The organism is Parachlamydiales bacterium, assembly GCA_041671045.1.
GTDB lineage: Bacteria > Chlamydiota > Chlamydiia > Chlamydiales > JABDDJ01 > JABDDJ01.
The window spans coordinates 1-18,936 of sequence record JBAZCF010000011.1; the positions used below are offsets into that span (position 1 = coordinate 1).

At 41.8% G+C, this 18,936-nt stretch carries 18 protein-coding genes; 5 read left to right on the plus strand and 13 right to left on the minus strand.

Going from position 1 to position 18,936, the window contains the following annotated elements; all coding sequences use genetic code 11:
* Positions 1–446: 446 nt before the first annotated feature.
* Entirely contained in the window at positions 447–1,247 is an 801-nt protein-coding gene (locus WC222_10645; protein MFA6916844.1) for a hypothetical protein, read from the minus strand.
* A 146-nt stretch (positions 1,248–1,393) separates the two neighbouring features.
* Between WC222_10645 and WC222_10650 the strand changes: the two genes are divergently transcribed.
* Positions 1,394–2,140 carry an SDR family oxidoreductase gene (locus tag WC222_10650; protein MFA6916845.1) on the plus strand — a complete coding sequence of 249 codons (747 nt, stop codon included), beginning with the start codon at positions 1,394–1,396 and terminating at the stop codon, positions 2,138–2,140.
* Between the two features lie 79 nt (positions 2,141–2,219).
* Positions 2,220–4,118: a heavy metal translocating P-type ATPase gene (locus WC222_10655; protein ID MFA6916846.1), complete on the plus strand. Its 1,899-nt coding sequence runs from the start codon at positions 2,220–2,222 to the stop codon at positions 4,116–4,118.
* Between the two features lie 38 nt (positions 4,119–4,156).
* Here WC222_10655 and WC222_10660 read toward each other — a convergent pair whose 3' ends face one another.
* The 8 genes from WC222_10660 to WC222_10695 all read right to left on the minus strand — a co-directional run bounded on the left by WC222_10660 (position 4,157) and on the right by WC222_10695 (position 12,170).
* Positions 4,157–4,819, minus strand: coding sequence for a GNAT family N-acetyltransferase (locus WC222_10660; GenBank protein ID MFA6916847.1), 663 nt, complete (start codon positions 4,817–4,819; stop codon positions 4,157–4,159).
* A 187-nt stretch (positions 4,820–5,006) separates the two neighbouring features.
* A complete protein-coding gene (locus WC222_10665) occupies positions 5,007–5,978 on the minus strand; it encodes an Lpg1974 family pore-forming outer membrane protein (protein ID MFA6916848.1) in 972 nt (323 codons plus the stop codon).
* A gap of 60 nt (positions 5,979–6,038) precedes the next feature.
* Positions 6,039–6,752: a collagen-like protein gene (locus WC222_10670; GenBank protein MFA6916849.1), complete on the minus strand. Its 714-nt coding sequence runs from the start codon at positions 6,750–6,752 to the stop codon at positions 6,039–6,041.
* Positions 6,753–6,945: 193 nt separating this feature from the next.
* Positions 6,946–7,629, minus strand: a complete 684-nt coding sequence (locus WC222_10675; GenBank protein ID MFA6916850.1) for a UbiX family flavin prenyltransferase — start codon at positions 7,627–7,629, stop codon at positions 6,946–6,948.
* Between the two features lie 34 nt (positions 7,630–7,663).
* A complete protein-coding gene (locus tag WC222_10680) occupies positions 7,664–9,262 on the minus strand; it encodes a UbiD family decarboxylase (GenBank protein MFA6916851.1) in 1,599 nt (532 codons plus the stop codon).
* A gap of 24 nt (positions 9,263–9,286) precedes the next feature.
* Positions 9,287–9,706: an SRPBCC domain-containing protein gene (locus tag WC222_10685; protein ID MFA6916852.1), complete on the minus strand. Its 420-nt coding sequence runs from the start codon at positions 9,704–9,706 to the stop codon at positions 9,287–9,289.
* Between the two features lie 16 nt (positions 9,707–9,722).
* The gene (locus WC222_10690; protein MFA6916853.1) at positions 9,723–11,147 is read right to left on the minus strand and encodes a UbiD family decarboxylase; all 1,425 of its coding nucleotides are present in this window, start codon (positions 11,145–11,147) and stop codon (positions 9,723–9,725) included.
* 90 nt (positions 11,148–11,237) lie between these two features.
* Positions 11,238–12,170 carry an antibiotic biosynthesis monooxygenase gene (locus WC222_10695; GenBank protein MFA6916854.1) on the minus strand — a complete coding sequence of 311 codons (933 nt, stop codon included), beginning with the start codon at positions 12,168–12,170 and terminating at the stop codon, positions 11,238–11,240.
* Positions 12,171–12,262: 92 nt separating this feature from the next.
* Between WC222_10695 and WC222_10700 the strand changes: the two genes are divergently transcribed.
* The gene (locus tag WC222_10700; GenBank protein ID MFA6916855.1) at positions 12,263–12,931 is read left to right on the plus strand and encodes a GNAT family protein; all 669 of its coding nucleotides are present in this window, start codon (positions 12,263–12,265) and stop codon (positions 12,929–12,931) included.
* On the opposite strand, the gene WC222_10705 is transcribed toward WC222_10700, so the two are convergent.
* From WC222_10705 to WC222_10720, 4 genes are all read right to left on the minus strand, one after another.
* Positions 12,916–13,881, minus strand: coding sequence for a deaminase (locus tag WC222_10705; protein MFA6916856.1), 966 nt, complete (start codon positions 13,879–13,881; stop codon positions 12,916–12,918). The two genes, WC222_10700 and WC222_10705, sit on opposite strands and share 16 nt — an antisense overlap.
* 2 nt (positions 13,882–13,883) lie before the next feature.
* On the minus strand, positions 13,884–14,834 hold the full coding sequence (locus tag WC222_10710) for a pyridoxal-phosphate dependent enzyme (protein MFA6916857.1): 951 nt from the start codon (positions 14,832–14,834) through the stop codon (positions 13,884–13,886).
* A gap of 8 nt (positions 14,835–14,842) precedes the next feature.
* Positions 14,843–15,460, minus strand: coding sequence for a PAS domain-containing protein (locus WC222_10715; GenBank protein ID MFA6916858.1), 618 nt, complete (start codon positions 15,458–15,460; stop codon positions 14,843–14,845).
* Positions 15,461–15,585: 125 nt separating this feature from the next.
* The gene (locus WC222_10720) at positions 15,586–16,224 is read right to left on the minus strand and encodes a hypothetical protein (GenBank protein MFA6916859.1); all 639 of its coding nucleotides are present in this window, start codon (positions 16,222–16,224) and stop codon (positions 15,586–15,588) included.
* A 692-nt stretch (positions 16,225–16,916) separates the two neighbouring features.
* On the opposite strand from WC222_10720, the gene WC222_10725 reads away from it, so the two are divergent.
* Together WC222_10725 and WC222_10730 are read left to right on the plus strand one after the other, a co-directional pair.
* Complete coding sequence (locus WC222_10725) at positions 16,917–17,894, plus strand: phosphatidylglycerol lysyltransferase domain-containing protein (GenBank protein ID MFA6916860.1); 978 nt, start codon at positions 16,917–16,919, stop codon at positions 17,892–17,894.
* 309 nt (positions 17,895–18,203) lie between these two features.
* Positions 18,204–18,890 (plus strand): class I SAM-dependent methyltransferase, encoded by a 687-nt coding sequence (locus WC222_10730; protein MFA6916861.1) that lies wholly within the window; start codon positions 18,204–18,206, stop codon positions 18,888–18,890.
* Positions 18,891–18,936 lie beyond the last annotated feature (46 nt).

An 18,936-nucleotide genomic window follows, 5' to 3' on the forward strand; every position in this document is an offset into this window, starting at 1 on the left:
CAAGCCACAAAGTGGCGGCAGATTTAAGATTAGGCTAGAATGAATCACTGATGTCGCCACTTCGTGGCAAAATACTGCTTCGCAGTTAGTAAATGTAAGAAGATTGTCATTAGAAAGTTATGCAGAACAGCGAAGAAGGAGGTTTTCCTTTCTTCAAGGATTACTCACCATTGCTCATACGTAACTGCGAAGCAGTATTTTGCCACAAAGTGGCTACATGATGTTAGCCATGTGTGAATGAGCGAAGCGAAGAACGCATGGAAATGGTACCCCTAGAATCAAGCCACAAAGTGGCGGCAGATTAAGATTAGGCTAGAATGAATCACTGATGTCGCCACTTCGTGGCAAAATACTGCTTCGCAGTTAGTAAATGTAAGAATTTAGTCGGTACTGTCTAGTTAATATTCTCATTTTTGAGGTTACGTAATCCTTAGTCACAGGATCTTTTACTGAATAAATTTCTTTTTAATTATATCCAGCTGTTGATTACGTATAACGAGGCGAGGATCTTTTAAGACTATTTCTTCCCCTTTTTTGAAATAACTTACGGCTTGTTCAAGCTTGCCATCGAGAAAAAGGACTTTAGCTAATCTCAAATAAGCCCCTGAGGTCCAAACATTGATCTTAAATGAGTCATTCCCCTCTTGGTGGCTAAGAATTTGCTGAATTGCATCCAATATCATTTTCTCGCCTTGTTGCTTTTGTCCATTCAGGTAGAGCGCTTCTCCTAAATGTGCCAATAAATCGCCCTTTTCTGCATTGTCTTGAGTATATAACTCCACAGCCATTCTATATTCTTTTTCTGCGCAGGGGTAGTCTTTCAAAAAGATGCAGGATTTCCCATAAAGAAAGTGAATTAAATAATCTTTATTATGGATTTTATACTCCTGCGCTACAGCAAGCATCGCTTCGGCTTCTTTCCGTGCAAGAATTGCATAAACATACTCCTGATCATGATTGTAGAGGTGCTGCCATGAAATGAGGCGGCCGGCTAATGTGTTTAATACCCCCTCGTAGTTATTTGCATGCTGATAGCTTACAAGAGCCTGATTATATAGATTAAGCGCTTCTAGGGATTTGCCTTCTTCCCTTAGACTATCTGCCTGATTTTTTAATGCGTCTGTGGTGGATTCAGCAAGGCAGCTACCCATTAGCACTGAAAAGGAGATACAAGCTGCTAAAATCCAATTTATTCTCATACTGACACTTAGGAAAAGGTTAAGAAAAGTCCAAAATAGTTGATCCATAGCATAACTTCAATCGCGCATAAATATTAAATGAAATTTGCATGCGAGAAGCTTCCTGTCCCTTAATCTCGGACAGGAATAATTGTAGCAGCTTTAATAGAAGAGATATATAAATAAATATTTTAATTCAATACCAAGGGATAGTCATGGCTTCAGAAAAAGGTAAAATAGCCTTTATTACCGGCGCGAATAGAGGATTAGGGTATGAAACTGCACGTGAGCTTGGTGAGAAAGGCGTTACAGTCGTCTTAGGCTCTAGAGATAAAGCCCTTGGAGAACAAGCGGCGGAAAAACTAAAATCGAAAGGTCTTCATGCCATTGCTTTTCAGTTTGATGTTAACAATCTAACTGACCATAAAAAAATCTATGATTACTTAGAAAAGAATTATGGAAGGCTTGATATCCTAATCAATAATGCAGGGGTTATGCTGGATAACGCTACTGATGGTAAGAACCGCACTAGTGTAACATCCCAGGATATCCTCAGAAAAACTTTTGATGCAAATTTTTTCAACCTTATCGCCTTAACGCAAACGCTACTGCCACTTATTAAAAAATCCCCTTCAGGAAGAATAGTGAATCTTTCAAGTATCTTAGGATCATCCACCTTGCATGCTAATCCTAGTTCACCCATTTATGACTTAAAGGCATTTGCGTACAACGCCTCTAAGACCGCACTTAATGCTTTTACTATCCACTTGGCGCATGAATTAAAAGACACTTCTATTAAGGTAAATTCTGCACATCCCGGCTGGGTAAAGACCGATATGGGAGGGCCTTCCGCTCCTATGGAAGTAGAAGAAGGGGGTAAGACTAGTACCGAGCTTGCACTCCTTCCGGACAACGGCCCTAGTGGAGGCTTCTTTCATTTGGGTGAGAAACTCCCTTGGTAATTCTAAGTAGGTTAGGCGGGAAAATTTATTTCCCGCCTAAGAATCGTTCCCCTATCCCATAAACATTAGGGAAATCCTGATGGAATCTCTTTCTCAGAAAAAAGACAACACGTTTGGCTTTGAAAGCTTGGACGGATATATCGCCATCTTAGCTGTCGTCTGTATTGCAGCATACTTGATCCTGCGCTTTTTTATTCCCGATTTGCAAGAATATGCATATTACCCCCTTTACCTTACGTTAGGACTCGGAGGAAGCATCCTTGTTTTGGATCTTTTAGGGAAATTAGTGACCTTACAATTCGGGTCAGACTTGCTTGCCGGAATGTCCATTGTTACGGCCATTTTGCTGGGAGAATATCTGGCAGGCTCCTTAGTTGTGTTGATGCTTTCAGGAGGAAAAACTTTAGAAAGCTATGCTATCAGAACAGCTTCAAAAACCCTTGAGGCCCTGGCTAAGCGCGCTCCGACAACAGCCCACCGCAAGACAGGTGATACTATCGAAGATATCCCGGTAGGTAAAATTATCATTGGAGATACGTTATTAATATTTCCACATGAGATCTGTCCGGTAGACGGCGATGTCGTGGAAGGGAACGGTGTGATGGACGAGTCCTATCTGACCGGCGAACCCTTTATGATTTCTAAAGCTCCCGGTTCAGAAGTCCTTTCAGGCGCAATTAATGGAGAAGCCTCACTAACAATCAAATCGACAAAATTATCTGAAGATTCACGTTACGCCAAAATCATGCAGGTGATGTCTGAGACTGAGCAGAAAAAACCGCACATGAGAAGGCTTGCCGACCAACTAGGAGCTTGGTATACCCCTTTGGCGATTATTATAGCTCTTTTAGCGTGGGTAGCTAGCAGCGATCCTGTACGATTTTTAGCCGTACTGGTGATTGCAACCCCTTGTCCATTACTGATCGCAATACCTGTAGCAATCATAGGATCTATTTCCTTATGTGCCCGTAGGGGGATTCTAATTAAAAACCCCATAGTTCTAGAGCAGATCGATCAATGCCGCACCATGATTTTTGACAAAACAGGGACCTTAACATATGGAAAACCCACTCTCACAGAACAGAAAATCTACAATAGTAAAACACCTGAAGAGGTCTTAAAGCTTGTTGCTAGCGTTGAGAGGTATTCTAAGCACCCATTGGCAAGTGCGATTCTAGAGAAAGCAGAAGATGAGAAAATTAAACTATTGGATGCTCAACAAATAAGTGAACCCCAGGGGGCAGGTCTGCGTGGAGTTGTAGATGGACAAGAAGTCATCATCACCAGCAGAAAACGACTTGTGAATTTTGGCTTGGAAAAAGAACTGCCTCTGTTGCCGGTAGGGGCAGGTCTAGAGTGCATTGTTATTATAGACAAAGCTTTGGCTGCACATTACCGCTTTAGAGATGCCCCTCGCAGTGATAGTGCTAACTTCATAAACCATCTGCTTCCCAAACATGGGATAAAAAAAACCATGATCGTCTCTGGAGATCGCGAGGAAGAGGTCCGCTATCTGGCAAATTCTGTGGGAATCATGGAAGTCTATGGAGGTAAAAGTCCTGAAGAGAAAGTAGATATTGTGGTGAAAGAAACCCAACAGGCCAAAACAGCTTACCTGGGCGACGGTATCAATGATGCTCCTGCATTACTTAGCGCAACAGTGGGTATCGCATTTGGGCGCAATAGTGATATTACAGGGGAAGCTGCAGGGGCTGTGATCATGGATAGCAGCTTGGAGAAGGTAGACGAATTCTTACATATCAGCAAAAGGATGAGAAATATTGCATTACAAAGCGCGCTAGGCGGAATGATCCTTTCGTTTTTTGGAATGGTCGTTGCAGCATTTGGATTCCTCCCTCCTGTAGCAGGGGCTATTAGTCAAGAGGTCATAGATCTTTTGGCGATTATGAACTCCCTAAGGACTATTTGGAAACCAAGCGTTATGAGCGATATACCCTTAGGGGATAACAAACCATGAGTTTCTTCATCTTTTTGCATCCCCTATCATGAAACATTTCAATCTTTCAAGTTTTTTATCCAGAATACAAGATGGTGCGGCGAGTCATCTTTTTCGCCGACATTCACCCAATAGGAATCGTAGCTTAGGTGAGGGTACTTATTAAAGCCGAGCTTTATCCATAAGGGATAGTCAATGTATCTATAATCTTTGGGCATATTAGGATCATCTTTAGCCACTTGAATATTACAGCAGGTGATGGCTGAATAAAGCTTTTCTTTTCTGACAATATCTTCAATATTCGCATATAAATTTTCCCCAATCCCCTTTCTGCGATAGTCTGGTAATAAGATGAGCTCACTGATATAGAAAAAATGATGGATATCTATATTCTCTTTTAAGAAAGGGCCTTGATAATCCTCTCTGGATTCACTTAACGGCATGCCTGAACATGCGCCTACCACTTGATCCCCGTCGAACGCAAGACATAGGATGCTATTGGGCAAATCGCCATAGGAATTAATATACGTTTCATAACCCGCATGTTCTCCGTCATAAAGGTATGGATATTCAGCATAAATTGTATGGCACAAGCTCGCAAATTCTGAGACATACTTCTTTATCTCTTGCCCTCTGAATACTTCCAATTGGATAGGATTTCCATTGCAAAGCGTAAAACTTGAAATACTAAAAACAAGCGCTAACAATACCTTTATCATCATGTTCTAACCTAATAATTGAGTGTTTTTTCCCGAAATGATTAAAGAAAAAAATTTAGATTAGCAGGCAGACTTGATTATTTCATTAGATTTATTACCGAAAGAACGCAGAGAAGCTTCTCTGCGTTCTTAGATGTTTTTTGAAGAAGCCCTCGACGTATCGAGGGCTAGGGCAGACTTAGTCATCGAGTTAGTAATTAAAGCTTATACCCGCACCTATGACAGCGCCGTCCAAAGTTAAATTACCATCAGAGCCTAGATAACTGAAATCATATATACGGTGCTGTTCTAAACCCAATTTAACCATATAATTGATGCAGCCGCAGGAACAGCTTGATGACTTATCCCAACGGATACCTATTTCTGCATCAGTACCGATATTGTTAAAGCAATGGTCGTTTCTTCCATTGCAAATGTCGACTGATGTAAGAACCGTATCTGTATTACGGTTTCTTCCTTTTACGTCGCCATAATAGGAAACGACAGCTAAGTCACCATATAGACTTAAGTCGCAGCCTATGTTCCAATTAGCTCCTAAACCTATTTGAGGGCCAACTCCCCAGAAATCTTCTTTGTCATCCATATCAGTAAAGGCGATACTATTGCCCGTTATGGAAGATGTTAAAGTAGTTTCTAGATGCGATTTTAAGCTTTGATGGATTCTAGCAGCGCGCAAGCCAATATAAGGCCTTACGTTGAAACAAGAAGACATGCAAAACTGATGTCCTAAAGTCAAATCGATCACATCATATCTTATTTTCCAACGTCCACTCTGCTCATCAGCGCTATAATTAGCGTGTCCTTTGAAATGCGTCCATTTGGCTTCCAGATCAAAATCATTCATTGCAACATCTGCCGCTATGCGGAATCCGGCGTTCCATTTTGAATGGGGTTTTCTATGGGACTCTCTTATAGTCGTCGTCGTGATACCATTTGCATCTAGAAAGGTGTCAATCGATGTATTTCCGAAAGCGCTTTCAAGTCCGCAAAGCTGAGGCCTCCACAGGAGTAAGTCAGCTTCAAAGCTTATGATGCAATCCTGGGTTTCACAGCAGTCAGCTACGCAATTGTTTTGGTTGTAATCCAACCCGCTAAGTTGTGTTGAAAAGGCTACCAGGAGTCCTAGGATAGCCATATATTTTCTTTTAAATGCAGTCGCCATGTTAAAATTTCCTACCTTAAATTGTTTGTCTTATTGACGGCCTATTAGGTGCAGCCCTGATTATTGGATCCTTACTATAAATAGGTGCGCTGAAACAGGTTCTGTACCACCGGCTAAGGGGGTAATTGTTAAGGCAGTTGCATTACCCGCAGGGTTGATTACCTCGAGGATGCTATTGGGCACTGTCGTCGTCAATAAAGATATGCCCACAATTTGGCTAGTTCCGGTGGCTCGGCCTGCGACGGAGTCAGCTACTGGCGCTGCGTTAAGACGTAACATAAGCTGTCCAGCTTCATCTACGCTGACTTGAAACTGAACTATATAGGTACCGACAGCAGGTAAGAGAAAGGTACTAGCTGTCAAAGGAACGATGACGCCACTGGTGGAGCCAGTCTGTGGGAAGGATACGGCAGTACCTGGGGCTACAGTCGCTGCGTTATCACCCGGCATCAGAGCAAAGAAGTCTGTAAAGTCTAATACACCTACCCCTGGGGTTCCTGGAGGACCTGGAGGACCTGTATCGCCAGGAGCACCTGCAACGCCGGGAGCGCCTGTAGCGCCTGTATCGCCAGGAGCACCTGCAACGCCGGGAGCGCCTGTAGCGCCTGTAGCGCCTGTATCGCCTGTAGCGCCGGTAGGACCTATAGGTCCTGGGGCTCCTGTTGAGCCTCCTGCTGCTGCATTAATACGGTCTCCCCTTTCACAACCGGCGGATAGGGTTGCTGGTAAGCTGCTGCCGAACACTAAAACGAAAATGAGTAAACGGTAAATCATATTTATCCTTTAAAATAAAAGATTCCTAAACTGTATAAATTCAATTTAAATAACAGATTCAAGTATGTCAAATATTTTTTTGACATATCAAACCTATTACTCTTTTAAATCCAAAAACTTACATTCACAACAGCCTTAAAAATAATAAAAACAAATTAAAGCTTAGCTAGATCTAATCTCACTCATATTTTCCTTAGCTAATAGTAGCCATAACTACCTCTGAGCTCAAAGGCTGAGGAATTATAAAGTCATTCTCTTCTTTTATATGTGCCCCATTCACTTTGGAACCATTATTTCGAGGTGAGGTGATATTTCCATCCCAGCGGGGGAAGTTTTTAGCATCAAGATCAAAGAGATCTAAGGTACGGCCTACAGTTTGGGATACGATATCTTCAATAGTACGGGGATGAAAGTAGAAGGCGGGAGTCGGAGGTGCAATCACGCCCCCCATTTCTGTCACTGCAACCATATTTTTCAGGTGGGCAGCTGTGAGAGGGAACTCTCTTGTAAGAAGTACTAGACGGCGCCTTTCCTTGAGAACCACTTCAGCAGCACGTGTCAGAAGATTACTGGTTATGCTGTTTGCTATTTCACCTAACGAACGCATAGAGCAAGGAGCTATAATCATACCCATTGTTTTGTAGGATCCGCTGGAGATAGGAGCTGCCAAATTATCGATGTGATGGTAATGGTCGGCCAGTTTTCTTAGCTCTTGAGAGGTAAGGTCTGATTCTTGTGCGCGCACTATTTCTGCAGCTTTTGTGATAATCAAATGTGTTTCGATGCCAAGTTGGCGCAGCACTTTTAGTAGCTCTATACCATAGACTAGACCGGTTGAGCCGCTCATCCCAACAATCATTCTTCGGGGTTCTGACATTTTTTTCTCCTAAATTTATTGGATAGTTCGTGCTTCATTTGTCTTTATTTTCAAAGGCAAAGTCATGATCTGAAAAAGTATAACGGAACCAAGGCGAATCACCGGCCCGGCCTAATTGATGACGCAGGTTACTGAAAGCTCTATAGATTAGGGGGTAAGCTTGGCCGTGATATTTCTGTAAGATTTCTTTCCAGGAGCGGGGAGCTTCCTTAATGAATTTTTCCATATCCTGTGTTAACTCTTCTTCTGTCATCGACTGAATATTTTTAGGAGGATCACCCAACATGCAGAGTGAACTTGGATCAAAACTATGAGGATCAAATCCACCTACAAGAGGAATCGTACAGTCTAGCCCAAGTTTAGAGGCGCTAATGGGCGGCACGTCACTTCCTACACTTGGATCTACCGTCATCGTATTACCTCCCGGAATTACCAGAGTACCCCTGTGAGGCATGTATCGGAAAGCCATGGCCCATAAAACTGCATTATCGTTCCATATGTCGACATCTTCGTCAAAAACCATTGCGATCTTGGGTAAAGCTAACCTTGAGCAGCTTAACATGACAGTCAGAGTTTGCATTGCATCACCGCCGCCCATGGTTTTAATTTTTGCATAGGCAATATTTGAAAGTCCGCCCGCGGGTGCGCGTACTTCTTTCACATCGATCCCCGCCTTTTGCAATGCAAAGAAAATATCTGCTTCAACAGAAGGTAGCTGCAGCATGTTATCCGTATACCAAGGGTACTTGCCGCCTATTGTCCCGTGCTGATAGATGGCGCTCTTGCGGTAAGTTATGCAGTTCACTTTAAAAATAGGATTGTGTTTTAAGCCACCGCCATACATTCCTGTGAACTCACCGTAGGGTCCTTCATCATGCGTCCAACCTTCTGTAACTAATAGTTCCCCTTCTAAGACTATTTCAGCATTAGCTGGAACATACAGATCCAAAGTTTCACATTTCACTAAATTAGCTGCGTGTCCATATACACCTCCTAGCACATCCCAATCATCGTCAGTAACTGGTGCCGATGTTAGAGCAGCAATTTTGTCGATCAACGGCCCTCCAATAACCATTGCCATAGGGAGATTTTTTCCATTTTTCTGTGCTTTGAGAGCATTTATATGTTGCCGATGAGAGGTGCAGGTTACATCAATGCTCTTTTCATTTTTGGTACGGAACATACTGCGGTATATTCCCCAGTCGGTAATACCGGTATCGGGATCTTTGCTGATGACCATATTATCGTTAGTGTAGGCGTGTCCATCACGGTCGTGGTGCAGAAATAGGGGAAGTTTAGTGAGGTCTACATCAGCCCCTTTTAAGATTACTTCCTTGCATGGAGCTGTTGGTACTACTTTTGGAGAGATGCGCTGCGTGCTCATCTGGGCCATTTTTGCCCCGGTCTCATTTTTCTTGCACCCTAGGGCCCAGGCATACATATCTTGGTTGGAGTAGGCATTGGTAAGGAACTGGAATTCACAATCTTTTATTTTCTCTACCAGGATAGCTTTCAGAGGGTTGTCTTCCATAATTTTAGGGAGTTCATCCACCCTTTTTTCATCTTTTATGCGGATGAGAAAGCCGGCTTTTTCGAGATCAAGGACATGATCGGATAAACTTTGCTGAGGCATCTTTTTACCTAAAATATTAATGCGTTATTTTATTGCGGGAAGAGCGCTCTTGGTTTCAGCGTAGGTTTTAAGGTGGTGGAGCAGGATCCCCCATAATGTATTGCACTTGCGGAAGTTTCCGTGCTGTCCCGGCCAGCCGGCATGGCGCATTTCTACAAGGGAGCGTTCGTCGTCATATTTTGAAATCTTATAGATAACTTTAGTTCCGGCAGAGTCTCCAGGACCGCTCACACATTCCCAAGTGATATTGTGCGGATCCAAACTAAGGATTTTCCAGTCAAAGGTGGGCTTGCCTTCAGCCTTGAAAATCAGATGGCCGTTGACTTTGGCGTCCCCTTCCACTTCCACTGTATGCCAGGCACGCAGACCGTCCAGGGTTGTTAAGGCTTTGTATATAGTTTCAACGGAAGCTTTAATGCTAATTTCGTGGTCAATATCCGCCATTGTTCTTTCCTTGTTGTTAGTTTTTTTTCGTCAGTTCCGGAAAATCATAGTCTTGCCAGCCGGGAACTTCCGCAACCTTGAAATATAATCCGCTGCCGCATTTTGACTTATCAGCAGGGGCGTCTGCATTAATAATGGAGCCGAAAGGATACGTTGCATCGATTCCGATAGAGGATCCCATACGTCCTTCCAAAGAGATATCGTCAGATATCGAGGGGTCTAAAGGACCGGCGGGCAGATCGTTTAAGATCATTACATCCTTTTCAGGCTGCATCCTAAAAGACATCGCCCATTCTACTTCAGTAGGATTATGGATATCGATATCAGGGTTTACAGTCACGACGATCTTAGGACGAAGATTACTCGCCATTGCTGCTAGAATAGCTTGACGGGCCTCCCCTGCAAAGCGAGGTTCTATAGCCATGACTATGTAGAAAGAAACCCCTCCGGAAGGAGGAATTGCTACACGCTTAAGTGTAGGAAAATTTTTATACATATTGTTAAAGAAAGAAGCTTCGAAGGGTATTTGCTTTAGAATGTGGTTTTCCGTAGGAGGGACGCCTGTAAGCAAAGCTTGAAAATAGGGCTTGTTCCTATGTGTGATGGCTTTGATACGCGTGACAGGCTTGTCTGATCCGGGGGTATAATAGCCGGTGTATTCCCCTAAAGGGCCTTCATAAACATTTTGGGTGAGGTCTATTTCCAGCTCCAGGACAAATTCAGCATATGCAGGAACCAACACATCGATTGTTTTACATTTTACTAGTTCAACAGGGGCTCTTCGTAGACCTCCGGCAACTTCAAAGTCGTTGGTCTTATCGGTGAGTTGGAATTGGCATGTATAGGCTAGGATAGGATCTACGCCTATCACGAGAGCAGCGCTGTAGGTTTTAAGCCCCTTCGTTCTTGCTCTAGCGATATGTTTTCCTAATCGGTGATTAGGCTGAGCTAAAAACGAGAGTGTTTTATTGTCGATGACCTGAAAACGGTAGTTACCTACATCCGGGATTCCACTTTCAGGATCATTACTCACGATAATGCCGGGAGTAATATATGCCCCCCCGTCTAATGGGCTATATTTCGGGATGGGAAGTTTTGATAGATCTACGTTTTCTGCCGTTATTGTATTTTCTTGAACGGGAGCATTGGAGATGGTAACGGGAGGGATAGGTTTTTCTAGTCCGGCAAGAATATTATCAAAAAGGGTCTCTTCTGTAGACTGAAAGGCAAGCAATGCCTTAGAGCGTGAATTATAAACTCCTCCGATCAATGGAAAGGATGTTCCATTATTGTTAAATTGTATGGCGGGTCCGGAGATGGCAGCGCTTTTTCGCAGAGCTTTGCCTATTTCAAGCTCGAGGGCTACCGGACGGTCGACGGTGAGAAGTTCACCTTTTTCTCGGAGTGCGGCGATAAATTCTCTGAAATCTTGGTAGGGCATTCAATATTCCTAAAAATAAACAATCAAAAAATATTAAGTGTGTATGAACTGTATATTTCAAATAATATCTTTATGTTCAACCGCTTTATATTAGGATCGAAAAGTCCACAGTAAGAAGATTTCTAGTGCGTACAATAATAAAACAAAGCCCGCCCCGAGTAGATCATGCAGTAAGCTTCTCTTTGGAATCAGCCACCATTTCAAACTAAAGATGGCAAAAGGCATGAGAGGCCAAGTCAATAAAGTCACCACGGCTACATTTCCAAGGAAAGTGCTCAACGCAGGATTTAATGCCGTTAAATGAGGAGCTAAATATTTATATTGCATCATTACGGTGGGGAATAACACAAGCAAGACAAGCATACCTTGCTTCCACTTCGGAGGGATTTTTGCTAAGCCGTCAGTGAACCAGCCATCAAAAGAATAATAGAGGCGACGGCTTTCGTGGGATGTGATAAATTTTTTCGATTCTTCGATAAGGGCACTACGTTCTTTAGAGTTCAGCCAGCGTTCAAGATTTTCGGAGTTATCAAATTGTAATAGTGTGATCCAACTACCGCTTTCTTGATTTTCTGGAGCTTGAACATAGACCTTTTGAAATCCCGGGAATTTGGATTCAATTTGGTGTACCTTCCCCAGCCACTCCTGATATGAGGCCACCTTATCTTTATGTACTAGAGTTACATACACTTCTGTTACACTGCTAGGAATATTAGCTCCTTTATCCTCTGTCGTCTCTTTAAAATTTTCAATCAGCTTTGAGGATTTCAGCTCTTGCATCAGTGAACTAAATACAGGTGAATGGCGCCATTGCATTAAATTTGATTGAGTGTTGAAACGCTGTTTGAGTACCCATTCGGTTTGATTCTGAGATGATGGCGCAAAGATTTCCAAGCTGACAAATCCAGGGGCGGCTGAAATGCGAGAACGTAGCTTAGCTTGCCAGTCAGAAAAGGCGCTATAATGTCCAGGTAATAGAGCGAGCATTGTGGTGAGGGAAGATTGCGCGCTAGGATCTGACATACAATTCCTTTGCTTTCATGGGGTAAAAGTTTACAATGCAGTTAAATTCGTGTATTCCATATTTATAATTAAACATGAATTAATGGAACTCTATGGACCAAGCGTTGTTGGAAAAAAGAAAATCCTTACCTGAGAAACCACAATCTACTCGTCTTATAGGCCAGCATGTAAGACTTGAGCCTTTGGTTATTGCAAGAGATACCCAAAGACTTTTCGAAGTGTCTAATGGGAAGCCCTTTCAATTGGGTGAACATTCTGTTCCTGCATATGATTGTGATGAGCTTATCTGGCGTTACATGTTTGATGGGCCCTACGATAATGTCCAGGATCTAGCGATAAGTTTACAAAAACAAATCGATGCTTCCAACGGACTATGTCTGTGTGTTTTTGATAATGCCACCGGACAGCAAATCGGGGTGACTAACTTAATGAATAATGTCCCATCGCATTTAAAAATAGAGTTAGGCGGTATTTGGTATTGTCCTGCGGCCCAAGGAACATTTGCAAATGCTGAAGCGACGTATTTAATGCTTAAGCACTGCTTTGAGCTGGGATATCGCCGCATAGAATGGAAATGCCACTCACATAACCAACGATCACGCAAGGCGGCGTTACGCCTTGGCTTCCAGTTTGAGGGGGTTCAGGAAAGCCACATGATCGTCAAAAACAGCAGCCGCGATACGGCTTGGTACCGTATTCTTAAACATGAGTGGCCTATTGTTAAGCATGACCTTGAACGCTATCTTTATTTTGACAAGTGATTGTTATTTTGGAACTTTTCATAAATGAAGGTTGCAATTTGTAGGTCTTGTATTGCTACGCCTGTTAAGTCTGCAATAGTGATTTGTTCTTCTGATGTTCTTCCTAGAGAAGGCTGGGATATTACCTGTCCTAATTCAATCATCCTATCGTGGTTTAGAATCCCTTTTTTGAATGCATAAGAAGTGTCTCCAATTTTTTCACATTGGCTTCGGCTATCTACAATAATGCGGTCTGTAATAGAGAACAGGGACGGATCCAGCTCTTGTTTGCCGCTATCATCTGCCCCTACCGCAGTAATATGCGTACCAGGACGGATCTGATCGGCAAAAAGTAAGGGCTCTGTAGAAGATGTCGTCGTTACGATAAGGTTGCAGTTCAGTGTAAGCGTATCTAAACTCGCGGCCGGAGATATATTCCAGTCGGACAGTGCAGGGTGTTGAATAAACTTATTTACCTTAGCGTCATTACGCCCCCAGACCATCACCTTCCGGCATTGTGTTGCATGAGATAGCAGCTGTAATTGGTAAAACGCTTGCGCACCGGTTCCCACGATTCCTACGCAAGAAATATTTTTTGGGGCGAGATATTTTGCAGCAACACATCCGGCAGCAGCAGTACGCAACTCTGTCAAATATCCCTCATCCAACAGGATCGCTAGGGATTTGCCTGTGTGCTTATCAAACAATAGCATAAGGCCATTACCTGTCGGCAAGCCTAGCTTGAAGTTACCCTTAAAACCGGAGGCAATTTTGACGACGTAATATTTCCCATTTTTTGAATAACCATATTTAATATGGCATTCACCTGGCGGTGATTCAAAATGCAAAGAAGCAACGGGAGGTATCACGCACTCCCCTTTACTGTAGGCCATAAAACCCTGTTCTATTGCTGCTACAATTTCCGAGAATGCAATTAGAGGCTCTATTTGCTGACGAGAAAGGATTTTCATTATTAAGATCCTACGATATGTTGAAGAGAGGAATAACTTACATTTCGACCTGTGAGAACTATGACTATAGGACCTTTTGGCTGTATGTGTCCAAAGAGACAGGCAGCCAAAGCCACAGCCGATGAAGGTTCTATAAGGTATTGATGATACTCTAAAAACCAGCAAATGGCAGATTTAAGCTCTGACTCTTTGATAAGGGCTAGGTGATCTACCCGTGTTTTCAAAATATCAAAGCAATTTACCCCCATACCCCCTTCAAGGCCTCCAGCCAGTGTTTCAATAGACGGCATGTATGTGACGGCTTTGCCTTGCTCTAAGGAAAGTTTTAGGGCAGGGGACTCTTCCAGTATGCTTGCGACGATCTTAGCGTCCGGATTTATTGACTTCATATGCCATGAAAACCCTGCGGCTATGCCTCCTCCACCGACTGGGAGAACGAAATGTGTTGCATCGGGAACTTGAGCTAATACCTCGACTGCAAGAGTACCCCCATTGGCCGCCATTATTCTTTCATCATCAAAAGCCGTAACCATTTGCAGCTTAAGCTTAGCAGCCTCCTGTATTCCCCAGTCCAAAGTATCATCATAACCAATATATTCTGACTTTATAACTCTTGCACCTAGTTCAAGCAGTTTATCATACTTGGCTTGGTCTACACTTTTCGGTACAAATATAGTACAAGGAATCTCCATAGCTTTGGCCGCATAGGCAACGCCAAGACCGTGGTTTCCTGCGGAGCAGGCTGCTACACCCTGTTTTCTTTCGTGGGGGGTAAGAGTAGAAAGATAGAAGTACGCTCCCCTAGGTTTGAAAGAACCGGTAACCTGCAAACATTCCAGTTTCAAATAGGCAGGCTGACCTAAGAGCCTTGATAGTTCGGGAGAATGTTCTGTGGGGGTCCTCCTTATTTTATCTTGTAGAAAGAGGGTGGCTTGCTCGATGAGTTGTTTCATTTATGCACCTATTCGTTAGTAGGAGTGAGATTGCACTCCTTCAAGTAATTATAGACAGTAGCACGTGATATCTGCAGGACTTCGGCAATATAGGAGGCAGCGTTTTTAGTATCGAATGCGCCCTCCTTATAAAGGGCGATGAGAAGCTGCTGCTTCTCCGGTTTGCTTAAAGACTCCAACCGCAAAGCATGCTGTTTCAAATAGGTAGACACATAAATGTTGATTTTCTCACGCCAATCATTTTTGAAAAGGAAGTCCGGCATTTCCGTGGCAGGCTTGATCATCTCTAGGATGAATTGATGCATTTCATTCCATTTAGATATATCCAGATTGATGCACAAGAGACCTATGGGCTTTTTTGACTCATTTTTAAGGACCGCGGTGACAGACTTAATTCTTCTGCCATCCCAATTCGTTTTGAAATAGGGTTCGAAGAAATCTTGGGAATCCAACTCACCCATTTCATCCAAAAGAGAGTCATCCCCTATTTTGCGTTTTGAAAAATTATTGAAAATTCCTTCGATGCATCCGGTTTTCAGGTTATGGAGTACAACTTCCGCATTGGGAAAAAGAAGGGCTGCGATAGCTTCAGCAATAGGGGCATATAGGTTTAAGGCGGGCTTCATAGATACTCCATTTTACGATATATACATATTAGTCTAAATTAGACTTTTCTGTAAATACCAATCAAAATGCTTTGTCTATGGTTCCCCCAGTTTATTAACAGGGGGGAAGTTATGCCTTGAAGATCCTAATACTTAGGTAACTGATTATAATCGTTATAAGTCATAAATTTAACCTGATCTAGGATTTCCGGAGAATTATTCGACCTTATCTTAGAAATTCCATCTTCTTCCGATACAACTACATTTAGTTCAAAAGTTCTAGAAACTATTTTAAGCTTATCTAGACACCACCAAACATTCTTAGCAAAAAATAAATTATCAAAAGCTCCTAAATCAGCACCTCTTCCCTCCTTCCACCCCTGTGGAATTATGGTCATCGTTATCGGAGTAGCAGCAATAAAGGTGCTCCATAGATAGCTAATATGAGAAAGGTTACCCAAACCAGCCTTATCGTTTGTACGACAGCTATTTTTAAACTCTTGAATCCCAATATCTGAACTACAAAATATTTCATTAGTAACCAATAGGGCATTAGTCATGTCATATAGAAGAACAGTTAAGTTTCCAAAAGGAGGAAGACAGAGTAAGGCTGCTCTTAAGTTCGAGCATTCATTAGCATTTTTATAAAACCAATTTTTCTTTGCTACTTCTGAAGGTTCCTTATGACAATTTATAAAGAGCTTAGTCGCTAGATTAACAGCTGCGGAACCATAACTTACATAGGGAATGTATTGTAAATAATTATATGTTTTTTCTAATAACATTGTGAACCTTTCAATTTTTATTAATGACATTATACTTAACTTCAATTAAAGTCTATTATTAGTTCCTATCTAACAACACCATCATTCATTTAAATAAAATCTATTCAGTTTAATAGTTCTCAATATAAACGTTTTTTAGAAAAGACTACGGATTGGCTTCCTATCTCGATTTCATTCACATTACAGAGGATTCCTGCCAATTCCAATTACTTCTGTGATATATTTTTATTAAACCTTTCGTGGTCAAGGGAACATGGAAGGAAATTAATTCAAGCTCTCGAAGAGCACTTCAAAGGAAAGGGGTACTATAACATCAATCTTGTCACAAGCGCTTTTCAAGCCCCTGAATTTTATAAGAAATGCGGATTTACACTTGAATTCGCTCGAGTTAATCACAAAAATCCTAAGTTAACAAAGTACTTCTGCGTAAAATTTTTTGAGGATCTTTCACAGTCACAAGGAATTCTAGAAAAATAAATAGCCGTTTTTTTTCGCTATCCCCTCTAAGTCAAAATAAAAAAAAATATTTTTCACCTAGAACAACCTTAAATATCCAAAGCTGATCCTTGCCTTTAATCCAATCAATCGCATATTTGCATTAAGTATCATTAACTTATGATTTTTCGTCCCCCTGCTGACTAGGAATTGCCGACAGAAAACTGAGCGTAATCTAAAAGGATTGATGCCAGACAATGAACGTGATTAATGAGGAAGAGAAAGAATTATTTATCCGCTATGGATCCACTGCATCCGAGGCGATGCTGGACTTTCCTTGCCAGCTATTTCGCATACCCCATTGCATAGGTATCATTGCTTACCGTGTTGAAAATAATTGCGCCATTGTTTTTGGAGAACCTGTCTGCCCTCCGGAAGAATTATCACAGTTGACAGAAGCATTTCATAAGTACTGTCAAGCTTCCAATTTAAATGTCATCTACATCGTCGTATCGGAAAAATTTGCTAAATGGGCAGCTAGCCACCATTGCAATATCATGATAGAGGCGTGTTCAGAATTGATTTTTGATCCTAACATCGATCCTTGTATCGAAAATAATCGAGTGCGCTATCGCATGAAAAAAGCTATGCAGCAAGGTCTGACAGTGCATGAATATATCCCCTTTGATCCTGTTATTGAGAATGCGCTGAAAGAGATCGGTACAAAGTGGCAGCATGCAAAGAAAGATCCTCAAATTTACATCGGGCATTTTAATTTCTTTGAGAATTATGCAGGGAAACGTTGGTTCTATGTCAAGGAAGGGGAAAATATCACTTCTATGATCATGCTAAGCAGGATAGAAGCTTCTAACGGTTGGCTGCTCAAATTCCTGATCACTTCTCCGCATGCTTATAAATACACTTCGGAATTTTTAATGACATCCGTTCTAAAAACTTTAAAAGAAGAAAACTGTTCATTTCTAACTAAAGGCATGGTCCCGGCAGATGCTTTAGGTCAGGTAAGTGGGCTAGGAACATTTTCAGGTTGGCTGGCTCGAGGTATTTACAATACAATATTTTGGACTTTTCAATTTGCGAAGAGAAAAGAATATTGGCAAAAGTACCATCCTAAAGAAATCCCCGCCTTTCTTCTCTTCTCAAACCCTTCCATAGGCCTCAATGAAATAAGAGCTCTCAGGAAAGTATTCAAAACTAATTCTTGTGAAACTCCTTAGAGTAAATTTTAATTTTTATGAATGTTTGATTTCTAAGTAGTATCTAGATTATTTTCTTCGACTTATTCATATATTACGTCAAAAATCAGATGAATCATTTTATAAATCACTCACCAATACCGGTTAAAGGATATTCTGGATTGTATAACAATATTCAAGATATGCCCTCCGCAGGCTTCATTATCAGAGAGCGATTTGGAACTTATTCATCGACTTCAGTTGAATCTCTACTTCAAACAAATGGAAAAAGATAAGGAGAAAATTAGTACATTAGATTAGAATCTATTCTAATTAATAAATTTCAATAAGATGAATAGAAATAGTATCTTTTTAATTTTCGTAGGATGCCTTCTAGTATTTGGTGTTTTTGCCTTAAGAAGTGGAAAGTGGGACTCTTACTACAAAAACAAGCTATACCAGACCCCGCAGGAATTGGTTAAAAAGGCTGCCAGTACCTTCCAAGAGCCTGGTATTGCTTTGGATTTAGGCTGCGGAGTAGGCAATGAAACAGCCTTTCTACTTCAACAGGGCTGGATAGTCTATGCTGTCGATGCAGAAGCCAAGGCTATCAATACACTAAAAGCACGCCACGATCTTACTTCCTTGAATAGGCTTATCACTCTGAAGACAAAGTTTGATGGAGACCTAGATTGGGAAGCGCTGCCATCGTTTGATTTAATCTGTGTATGCAAGGCCCTCCCCTATTGTGAAAAAGCAAAACTATTGGATGTTGTGAAGAATATCCACACTAAAATTCAACCCGGCGGCAAATTTGCAGGGCATTTATTTGGAGTGAATTGTCATGGTTACAGTGCGGATGAAACACAGGAAATGTCATTTTTAAGCCGTGAAGAAGCAGTTCTGCTATTTAAAGATTTTGATGTTGAATCTTTCCAAGAAGTGGAGGAAGAGGACACGAGCGGAACAGGTAAATCGATACATACGCATGTCTACGAGATTATCGCTAGAAAACGCCTTACCTCCACAGCTCAATAATTCCTAATTCTAAACAATCATTACATGTTAATTCATAGTATGTTAA